The sequence below is a fragment of the Thermoproteus sp. CP80 genome (assembly GCF_002077075.2).
In the GTDB taxonomy this organism is placed as follows: domain Archaea; phylum Thermoproteota; class Thermoprotei; order Thermoproteales; family Thermoproteaceae; genus Thermoproteus.
Map to the genome: position 1 here is coordinate 1 of NZ_LCWM02000044.1, position 9,923 is coordinate 9,923.

Genomic DNA, 9,923 nt, shown 5'->3' on the forward strand with positions numbered 1-9,923 from the left:
ATGGTTGCGTCGTAGGGCCTAAGCCGCCGTAGTCTAGCGGCTAGGATAGGGAGGCCCCCTAAGGGTGGGCTGTGGCCCCATTGACCCGGGTTCAAATCCCGGCGGCGGCCTACTCGGCGAGCTCCTCCGGCTATCGTCGACACGGTCCGACTGGACGCTGGTCGATTCCACATGCCGGCTGTCGTTGGTTCCACACCACGTTCGGCCAGACCCGTCATACCGACTCAATTCGACTAACTCACGGCGATGTCGGCTTCGAGGAAACAGCGAAGCGATTGAGGGTAGAAAAGGGTATGTCCTTGCAGGGGCCTCCCGGCGATCTCCCTCTGCCTCTGCGTGCCGTTCTCCGCCCTTTCGGCGAGATACGGCGCCCTGGCCCTCCCGACGAGCCGTTCCCCCTCGGCCAGCCTCAAGAGGTCCGTGTGTCGATATGCTCGAAATGAGCGGCTCCGAAACGACGACGCTCGGCATAGGCCCGGCCGCCCTAAGCCTTCCGGCGGCCTCTGAGGCCCTCCTCAAACCGCCGATGTGGATCTGCGTAAACTTTTTAAGCGAGTCCTATATATCGCGCGGCGGCGGTAGTCTAGCCTGGTTTAGGGGGCACGGCCCCGACTACGGATGGCGGCCTTCCACGCACATGCGAAGAAAGCCGTTGATCCCGGGAGGGGATCCCCCGGGAGTTCGAATCCCGGCCGCCGCACCACCTCTTCGACCGCATTAAGCCTATCCAGAGGGCTGGAGGCGGCATGCTCGCCGATGTTTAAACCCATCGCCCTGCAGGCCGCCGTGCAAGCGCCAGGAGGCCTTCCAAGTCTGACGGCGATGGGATCTCCGCGGCTGTGTTGCGGTTGGCCGCCTCCTCTGTTGCCTACGTCCTCACTATGAAGTAGGTGCCTAGCGCCTTGGCAGCCAGGACTCCGCCCCTTTTTCTCAATTCTCCATCCACGACGATGGTGTGGAGGCCCCGCCTCAAGACCTTAGCCGACACCTCGTAGGCCCCGGTTTCCGCCTAATCCGACCGGATAGATGTTCGATGCAGCATGTTGCTGTGCGGCGTTGGCTCAACAGTTCCACATTTCGGTTAAACTCGGCACTTCGATTCAATATCAGTTAGCGCACAGCGATGCTAGCTTAGAGGAATGTGGCAAAGGATAAAAAGGGGATGTCTTTGCAAGAATTTCCTGGCAATCTCTTTTTGCCTCGGTGTTCCGTTTTTCGCCTTTTCGACAAGATATAGCGCTATAGCCTTCCTGACGGTCTCGTCCCTCTCTGCCAGCTTTAGGAGATCTGTTGCGGTGATGTATACGACGTATTTGGCGTTGGACTTCACAATATTTGGTCTAAGCCCGGCCACCTCAAGCCTCCCGGCGATTTCCAATGCCTCCCCAACACCGCGGGTATAGTGTACAGCATTGAGCGAGCCGCTTCTGCTACTGACGAGATGTAAAGACATCTCAACGCCAGCCACAACTACCGCATGGCTCCTCAGTTTACTTCTCTCTCTGTGGTCTAACTGCTCGGTGGAGACGTCAATGTTGTTCCGCCTATACGTCTCCCTAAGGACGTCTATACCCCTCTTCTTCGTTTTCAACTTGTATAACTTCCTGAAATCCTTATCGGTGGCAAGCTTTATGTTAGTCCATTTATGAGCCCCCATAAGATCTAGTAACATACCATACGTACCTGCTGCCTCCTTAAGCCTCTCAAATGTCTCCTTACCCGTGGCGACAAGGGCTTGATCTATGCTTATACTCTTGCCTAACTTCCAGGGTTCTTTGGCTGAAATCACAAGCTTATATTTATTGTGTAATATATCATTACGTCTCGATTTGCCGTCACCAAGCCACATAGTAAGCATAGGCGTCCACTCCCCACATCTGAAGTAGCTTGTCACCATATCTATGGCCTTGTCCTTGCTCCACTTCTGCCTCCAATCTTTCGCAATGGCATCTATCAGTATGGTTGCCCCTTCATGTGTTAAGTTAACCGAATTAATATATACATAAAGTTCTCCATGTCTTACAGTAACCCATGCGAATATCTGCCAGGGCTGTGTGGTACCCATGAAGGGATGGTTATCTATCTTGCCCTCATCGCTCGCCCTCCAGCCCAGCTGGAGCAGCTCAAGCCGCTCACGCGGAAGCTTGAGTATGTCGGGGAAGCGTACCGATGCACTGACGCCGTGAATTATGATGTATGGAGCGAACCCTTCTCTTACATACATCCACGTCCCGTCCGGCGCGTACAGCTTGTTGCCCTCCAGCTTATACGCACCCTCGGCGACGGCCTTGTACAGCGTCGTCAGCTTCTCTTTCGTCTGCATCCACGCCTCCAGCAGAAGCCGTTTCAGCGTGTCTCTGAAGTCAAGGAGCTGGCTCCTCTCCTCCTCTGTAAGCTGAAAGGTCTTCATGATCTCCTGCGTCGCGTATTCGACGTAGGCGATCCACGCCTGGAATACCCAGTCCACCGACCCCCGCAAGACTCCATGTTTGGAAACCTGCTCAAGAACCTCCTCCACGGTCGGCGGCTCGGCCGGCCTCAAGGCCGGCTCAAGGCGGCGCCTAAGTTCGTCTACAGAGAACTTCCTCTCCATGTCTCTATCGGAGGTTGCCGTTAAATTGATTCGATGCCGTCGCTGGCCGAATCGAGCCGTAGCGCATGCGGGGCGTCCGGCTGATCGAATTCGCCGTCTGGGCCGGCCCCTTCACGGCGCGTCGGCCGCAGGAAACATCTGCGCCTCCGCGGCGCACCGCCAAGTTGAACCGCCTCGCCCACCTCTCGGCGGGTTCCTCGACGCCTACAGGGAACATCAAAGAAAAGTCCTACAGGGGGCTAGCCCCCTGTCAAGCCCTTCTTAATTACTCCCTGTAAGCGCCGGCGGATCCGCCGAGAGGCGGATCGATTTATCAATGTAATCCGGAAGGCATATGGACGACTTCTGGGAAATGATGTGGGCGACACCGACGTATGCCGTGCAGTACATAGATCCGGACAATCTCTACGGACGTAAGAAGAGGATCGATCCGTACATACGTTCGTACTGCCCACCGCTTGAGCTTGACCTCCACCGGAAGCCCACCAGCCGGCGGATCGTCCTACTGAGCTCCCAATCCCGCTCCCCTCCAACCCGCGCCGGCCGGACGCGCTGGCTCCGCCCCCACCTCCCGCCCGCCTACCCCCAAACCCCGAGCCCCAGGGCGTGGAGGAGGCGCAAGTAGGTTCGAGATTGTGCACCAAGAGGTGCCTCAGAGAACTCGGTACGACCCCGGTTCAACTTATCTGTGCCGCGGAGCGCGCATGGAGGATGGCGCGTTCGGGCGGTGCTACGTCGCATGCATGAACCGCTGCGCGGACGGCTGCCGCAGGGACCCCGCGATATGCCCTGGCGCCCGGGGGGATGCACCACGGAGTGCGGCGGGCTCCGCCCCGCCGAGCGCAGGCCAGCCGACGTGGAGCCGGCCGACTGGGAATAGCCCCCTCCCTTTTTTACCTCTCCGACCATCCGCTCCTTTCCGCAGGGCGGATGCCCTATGTGGAATCGATGCGGCGGAGGGGCGCCGCGATTTCCTTCGGACGGGGGACTAAACGCGGCCGAGGCGGAGGAGGGGACGGGCGGATGCGCCGGAGCCGCGATGCCGGCGGGAGGCGCAAGTGGAACCGAGGCGGCTGAGGAGGGAGGTACAAGTGGAACCGACACGCCGTGGGGGGAGGCGGCGGAGGGCGCAAGTGGAATCGATAAGCTGTCAAAACCAACGGCGCTCAAAAGGGGAATTTCACGACAAACGCGTTGCGCGCAGATATGCGGCACGCCATGGTGCCTAGCGCGGGAGATCCCGGCCGGTCCATCCGGCGGGCTCCTCCGGCTACCGTCGGCGCAGTCCGACCGGATATTTAGTCGATTCCGCACGTCGGCTGTGCGGCGTGCCGGCTCCATGGCCGGCTAAGCTCGGTCGATGCGGCATCAATGCCGGCAAACAAGCGCATCGCCTCTAACGCGGCCACGACGCCGACGAGGAAGGCGGCCGCGGCTCTACGCCGTCAGCAAGTCCCCTGTGAAAAACTTAAATCTTGGCAGGGTTAACCGCCACCATGTCCTCTATAAGAATAGAGGAGATCAAGACAAAGTTCGAGAGGTTTGCCGCGCATACCCACATAAGGGGGCTGGGGGTGAGGGATGGGAAGGTGGAGTTCTCGGCGGACGGCTTCGTGGGGCAGGTAGAGGCCAGGGAGGCGGCCTATATGGTCGTGAAGATGATCAGAGCGGGCAAATTCGCGGGCAAGGGGGTGTTGATAGTGGGTCCCCCCGGCACCGGGAAGACGGCGTTGGCTGTCGGAATAGCGAGGGAGTTGAGTGAGGACACGCCCTTCGTCGTGCTTTCGGCCGGGGAGATATATTCGGCGGAGCTCAAGAAGACGGAGTTCCTCATGCGTGCGCTGAGGAAGGCCATAGGCATAAGGATGAGGGAGTGGCGTAAGGTGTACGAGGGCGAGGTGAGGTCGATCGATATAAGGTATGACAAGCATCCCTACAATCCCTACGTCCAAGTGCCGAGAGGCGCCACGATAAGGCTGAGGACTAAGGACGAGGAGAAGACCTTGAGGGTGCCGGCCGAGATAGCCGTCCAGCTCATAGAGCTGGGGGTCGAGGAGGGCGACGTGATAACGATAGACGAAGAGACGGGGAGGGTGACCGTTGAGGGGAGGGGGGAGTCGGGGGAGCAGTACGACGTGATGGTCAGGAGGAGGATAGAGCTGCCGAAGGGCCCCGTCTATAAGGAGAAGGAGATAACGCGGTTCTTCACACTTACCGACATAGACGTTGCCTTCGCAAGACAGCGGGGGCTGTTGACCGCGGCGCTCTTCGGCTTCGTGGAGGAGACTAAGGAAATACCTGAAGAGGTGAGGCGCGAGGCTGACAGCTTCGTCAAGAAGATAGTGGATGAAGGCAAGGCCGAGTTGATACCCGGCATATTGTTCATGGACGACGCCCACCTGCTCGACATAGAGTCGTTCGCGTTCCTCTCTAGAGCCATGGAGAGCGAGATGGCGCCGATAATAATATTGGCCACCAACAGAGGCATAGCCAAGATCAGAGGCACCGATATAGAGTCGCCGCACGGGATCCCGCGGGATATGTTGGACAGGCTGGTCATAATAAGGACGAAGCCGTATGGCGACAGCGAGGTCAGGGAGATCATCAGGATAAGGGCTGAGGAGGAGGGCATAAAGCTGGGCGACGACGCCCTAGAGCGCCTGACCAAGATAGGCGCGGAGGAGTCGCTCCGCTACGCCATACAGCTGTTGGTGCCCGCATATATACGGGCCAAGGATGTCGGCAGAAGCTCCGTCACGCGGGAGGACGTAGAGTACGCCAAAAACCTCTTCGCGTCGCTTAAGGAGTCCGTGAACTACGTAAAGCAGTATGAGGAATTATTTCTTAAATAGCTTTAAAATATTATATATGAAATAAATTATAAATAATTGGCCAATATCTAAATAATATTGATTTATTGAGCGTCCATTTATATTTAAATTGATTACATCGAGCAGGGGGTATATCCTCATGGAGTTCGTCATGGCGAGCAGGTTGGCGTAATGAAGCGCGGCTATGGCTAGAGATATCACGGCGAAGAACGCCCTGATGCCGGCCCCCATCTCCAGGAAGAACGACGCTATCAACGCCGCAAAGAAGAAGACGACGAGCAATATCGTCGCCTTCCATAGATAGTACCACAGGAATCCGTTGCCGGGCTCCACCGCTCCGTTTACTATAAGCAGATTGGGCGGCGCCGGAAGCGCCTCGTCGGAGATGAGAGGGCCTATCGGCGCCCAGGCGGCCGCCAGCGCAACTGCTATCGAGAGAACCCCGAGGGCAAGCCCGTAGACCGTCCGCCGGCTCATCTAAGTAGGGAAAATATCTGGTTATATATGCCGCTGACGAAACCCAACGCAGAGTCGAATACCAGGAATGCCGCTAGCACCGCCGTAACGCCGTAGACTGTATACCTAGCGACGTCCTTGCCTAAATACCGCTCGAGAACCGCTAGGGCCAGCAGGCCGCCGTCAAGCGGATATATCGGCAACGCGTTTATTAGGGCCAATCCAAAATTTATTAGGAAAAACCACATAACGAACTTTACAAACTGAGTATTGGCGAACAGGGACGCCGCGAAGACCGACGTGTCGAAGCCCAGCTGGCCCAAGCCGTCTGTGTAGATCCCGAAGAACGGCCTGCTGTAGTTGTCGGGGTTGTGGCCCAGGGTGACCGTGTAGTTCTCCGCCTTCCCATCGCGCAATATGCCTACGACAACCCTATCGCCCGGCCTGCACAGACCGCTGGCGACTATGTTCTGGATCACCGATATGAGCTGGCCGCTGGAGTATATACGATAGGCGCCGCCGCAGCCGTAGATCGCGGTCACTATATCGCCGGGTCTAATGCCGGCGTCGTACATAGGCCCCCCGTATATCAACCTAGTCAGCGGAGCCCCTACGTAGATGCTCTCGGCGGGGAAACCGACGTCGACGAGCTCTCCCCCCCTCTTGACCACCAGAGTTATCGTCTGGTTGGGGCTGCACAGAGGAGCGCCCACGGGGTTGCCCGCCATGGCGTTCAGCGTCGCCAGAAGCTGGTCGGGGACGACCACGTCGGCCGAGATGCCGCATCCGTTGACCGCCACCACTACGTCGCTCTGCCTGAGGCCCAACTGCGCCGTGGCGGGGTTTATGCCGGCGACCACCGCGCCTCCCAGGCCTGCGTGCACGCCGGCTAGATACACCGCGAGCGCGAGCAGGGCCAGGACCACGTTGGCGGCCACGCCGCTTGCGAAAACCGCGACTCTGGCCCCCAGAGGGCTGGACTTCAGCTGCTCCTCGTCGGGCTCCACGAAGGCGCCGCTGAGCACGAAAAACGCGGAGAACACCCCGGCGGACTTCAGCCCTATTCCGTGCCTCGCCGCGGCGTAGCCGTGCATGAACTCGTGGAGCGCAACGCCGACGATGATGGCCAGCGCGATGTAGGGCAGCTGGTCCCAAGGTATCGTGATGCCGGGCAGCAGGGGCACTGCGGCGGCCTGCCCGCCCACGACGGCGACTTCCTGCACGGAGGCGCCGTGGAGTAGCCCCGCCAGGGCTTGATACGTCGACCTCAGCAATATGTAGAGAAAGCCGGGCATGTAGGCCACGCCCGTCCCCGCCGGGATGGGGAAGTAGGGCGAATAGGCCGAGAGCAGAAATAGGGCCAGCACAACGGCTAGGTAGACCCTCAGCGGCACGAAGGAAAGCCTCTCGGCGGCCCTCTTTATGAGCCGGGCCGCCCCCTCGGAGCTCCACATAATTAGGATGAAGCCCTTCACCAAATCTCGGCGGATCGCATAGAGGGCCAGGGCCACGGCGAGCCACGAGACCACGTATACGGCCAGAGTTTCAAGGGCATCCATGCGAGCGTTCCGGCAAATCCACTATATAGGTATTTCCAGTTCCGAGCCGGCGCCCAGCCTATAGACGTTAACCCGCCTCTCGAGCTCCCTCGCAACGCCCGGCGGGCTGTGCAGAGGCGCTACGCACCTGACGCCGAGGGCCCTCAGCTCGCCTAGAGCCCGCGACGTCGCGTAGGGACTGGCCGTGGAGACCCCGAGACCGCCCACGAAGCAGTCGGCCCTCAGATGCATGGCCGACAGCCTGCCGAAGGGCACCGTGAAAAGCCCGCAGGGCGATATCACGGTCCTCCCGACGACCAACACCGACTCCCTCCCGAATCCTATAACTCTGTGCAGAACGCCGCCGACCTTCACGTCGAGGACCCCCCGGCTCCAGCGGATCACAGGAACTCCGAACACGGAAAATCCCCCCGCGTGATGGGGGTTATCCAGGGCGGAGATGCCGAGCACCGGAGACGGCCGCAACGCCTCCAGGAACAGCCTTGCGGCGTCCTCGGCGCATGAGTCGAATAAGACCCCGCTGTCCAGCAAGACGCCGAACCCATGGGACGGCGGAAGCCTCCCCTCGTAATCGCTGCATACGGCTGTGAGCTTCACGCCGCATCGAGCGTCCAGATACATAAAGATTTACAGCTAGCCTATGCAAAATAGATTTAATGAAGTTGATATTAATTTTAATTTATGTAACAATTACTGTCATAATATATATTATAAGGCGATAGATACTTGAATTATAAAGATATAGACTTGATGGCGCGGCGCCTCCACCTTGGGCGGGCGCGCCGAAACTAAATAAATAGGTGTTTGAGACCACCGAGTCATGAATCAGGTGGTATTGAGGGTTGCCATAACCCTCGGCACGATTTTCGGATACGCGGCGGTGTTAGCTGTATTGGGCATGAGCTATCTGTGGCTGGTAGGCTTGCTCTACGTGGCGTCTATCTTCGCGATAACGGCCTTTATGGGCATCAGGGCGTATCGCAGAGGTTCGCAACAGGCGCGAGAGGTTGTGAAGGGAAAGCTGTTGTTCGATATAAATGAAAAAGATGTAAATAAAGCTATAGAAAAAGATAAAGAGCTTCCCAATGAAATGAAAAAATTAAATAGAACATTTATGATATATTTTATGTCGTTTCCATTGATGCTGGCCGGCATATGGCTCTTCCCGGCGCTACAGTCTGCCGTCGTCCCAGGCGTCAGCGGAGCGCTCCAGCAGAGCCTGGGCCACTTCCTGGCGACCTATCTAGGCTACGTGGCGCTCTTCGCGGCTTACACGGCGATTTTCTCGCCGCTCTATTATTTCACCTTCAGGCCAGTTCAGTTCCCGATAATAGCCACCGACATCAAGGTCTACGACACCGGCATCGTGATAAACAAGAACACGGGCCTGAAGGCTCCTATACAGATACAGGAATATAGATACTATCCGGAGAGAAAGTTTATAGAATTTAAAATGAATAACCAAATCTATAGAATATATTATAAAGATATAGATAAGGTGCACGAAGCCATCTCAAAAATGGTTATAATACAAAGAAAAGAAGCGAACGCCCAGTCTTAAAACAGAGCGGCGAGAGATCCAGCGATCTCCTCCTCGCTCGGGCCCTTCTTCTCCTCTTCCTCTTTCTTCTCCTCTTTGCCTTGTTGCGCCGCCCCGCCAGCTTGTTGGCCCGCGGCTGGAGCCGCCGCGGGGGCCGCCGCCACGGGCGCGAACGCGGCGGACTTTATCGCCTCCTCTATGTTGACCTCCTTCAGAGCGGCAACCAACGTCTTGACTCTGACCTCGTCGGGCTGGAGACCGGCGGCTTGGAGCACCTTCGCCAGATTGTCCTCGTTTATGTCCTGCTTCGCGTAGTGTAGTAACAAGGCCGCATAGACGTACTCCATGGCTCAACGCGATCTAGTCCGTTTAAAAATATTTTTATTCGGCGCGACGCGCCGTAGTCGCGGAGGCCGTAGCGCGGGGTAGAGTCGCAACAATTAAAAACTGGTGTCAACCGGCGCTCATGCCCAAGGAGGTGTTCTTGGTCGAAATATGGCGGAGGTATGCGGAAAACGCCGAGGAGATCAGGGTGAAGCGAATGCCGGAGGAAGGCGTGGTTAAGCTAAAGGCGCGGCTGTCCGGCTACCTCTACACCATAAAGCTTCCGGTGGAGAGGGCGGACGCCATATTGGGGGAGCTGAAAGAGAAGGGAAAGAAGATCGTTGAGTACTGAAAAAGTTTTTAAGCGGGGAGGCGGATAGAAACGCCACACAGACTGCCCCGAGAGGGGCCGGAATGAGAGTGGTGGGTTACCCCGGCCGCATTTTATTTTAACTATTGCAGATAATGGGCCCATCCGGGTAGTGTTCGTGTCGTTGGTCAAGCCCTGTCTGCTTATCTTCGCTTGCCCCGGAGACGGCGGGGAGACCGCCGTTCTGTATAGAGGGAGGGCTGAACGGGCCGGGAAGGACTCGCCGCTGATCAAGTTCTACGGCGCCCTG

Annotated in this window: 9 protein-coding genes and 2 tRNA genes; 5 read left to right on the forward strand and 6 right to left on the reverse strand. The window is 57.8% G+C overall.

Annotation, left to right across the window (positions count from 1 at the left end):
• Nucleotides 1-22 precede the first annotated feature (22 nt).
• A tRNA-His gene (locus B7L68_RS07830) sits at nucleotides 23-110 on the forward strand.
• A 123-nt stretch (nucleotides 111-233) separates the two neighbouring features.
• Here B7L68_RS07830 and B7L68_RS07835 read toward each other — a convergent pair.
• A complete protein-coding gene (locus B7L68_RS07835) occupies nucleotides 234-413 on the reverse strand; it encodes a hypothetical protein (protein ID WP_081247121.1) in 180 nt (59 codons plus the stop codon).
• A gap of 159 nt (nucleotides 414-572) precedes the next feature.
• Here B7L68_RS07835 and B7L68_RS08755 point away from each other — a divergent pair.
• Nucleotides 573-703 (forward strand) — tRNA-Gly (locus tag B7L68_RS08755).
• Nucleotides 704-1,126: 423 nt separating this feature from the next.
• Here B7L68_RS08755 and B7L68_RS07845 read toward each other — a convergent pair.
• Nucleotides 1,127-2,593, reverse strand: coding sequence for a hypothetical protein (locus B7L68_RS07845; RefSeq protein WP_081247122.1), 1,467 nt, complete (start codon nucleotides 2,591-2,593; stop codon nucleotides 1,127-1,129).
• Nucleotides 2,594-4,089: 1,496 nt separating this feature from the next.
• On the opposite strand from B7L68_RS07845, the gene B7L68_RS07855 reads away from it, so the two are divergent.
• On the forward strand, nucleotides 4,090-5,445 hold the full coding sequence (locus tag B7L68_RS07855) for a RuvB-like helicase (protein ID WP_081247124.1): 1,356 nt from the start codon (nucleotides 4,090-4,092) through the stop codon (nucleotides 5,443-5,445).
• On the opposite strand, the gene B7L68_RS07860 is transcribed toward B7L68_RS07855, so the two are convergent.
• Genes B7L68_RS07860 through B7L68_RS07870 form a run of 3 tightly spaced genes read right to left on the reverse strand, consistent with a single transcriptional unit; the run spans nucleotide 5,431 to nucleotide 8,036 of the window.
• Nucleotides 5,431-5,901: a hypothetical protein gene (locus B7L68_RS07860; RefSeq protein ID WP_081247125.1), complete on the reverse strand. Its 471-nt coding sequence runs from the start codon at nucleotides 5,899-5,901 to the stop codon at nucleotides 5,431-5,433. The genes B7L68_RS07855 and B7L68_RS07860 overlap by 15 nt on opposite strands.
• Entirely contained in the window at nucleotides 5,898-7,439 is a 1,542-nt protein-coding gene (locus tag B7L68_RS07865) for a site-2 protease family protein (RefSeq protein WP_081247126.1), read from the reverse strand. The genes B7L68_RS07860 and B7L68_RS07865 overlap by 4 nt, the downstream gene beginning before the upstream one ends.
• A 21-nt stretch (nucleotides 7,440-7,460) precedes the next feature.
• The gene (locus B7L68_RS07870) at nucleotides 7,461-8,036 is read right to left on the reverse strand and encodes a hypothetical protein (protein ID WP_081247127.1); all 576 of its coding nucleotides are present in this window, start codon (nucleotides 8,034-8,036) and stop codon (nucleotides 7,461-7,463) included.
• A 223-nt stretch (nucleotides 8,037-8,259) separates the two neighbouring features.
• On the opposite strand from B7L68_RS07870, the gene B7L68_RS07875 reads away from it, so the two are divergent.
• A complete protein-coding gene (locus B7L68_RS07875) occupies nucleotides 8,260-9,000 on the forward strand; it encodes a DUF2208 domain-containing protein (protein WP_081247128.1) in 741 nt (246 codons plus the stop codon).
• Here B7L68_RS07875 and rpl12p read toward each other — a convergent pair.
• On the reverse strand, nucleotides 8,997-9,326 hold the full coding sequence (gene rpl12p / locus B7L68_RS07880) for a 50S ribosomal protein P1 (protein WP_081247129.1): 330 nt from the start codon (nucleotides 9,324-9,326) through the stop codon (nucleotides 8,997-8,999). The genes B7L68_RS07875 and rpl12p overlap by 4 nt on opposite strands.
• Before the next feature lie 119 nt (nucleotides 9,327-9,445).
• On the opposite strand from rpl12p, the gene B7L68_RS07885 reads away from it, so the two are divergent.
• Nucleotides 9,446-9,655 (forward strand): 50S ribosomal protein L38e, encoded by a 210-nt coding sequence (locus B7L68_RS07885; RefSeq protein ID WP_081247130.1) that lies wholly within the window; start codon nucleotides 9,446-9,448, stop codon nucleotides 9,653-9,655.
• Nucleotides 9,656-9,923: the final 268 nt, after the last annotated feature.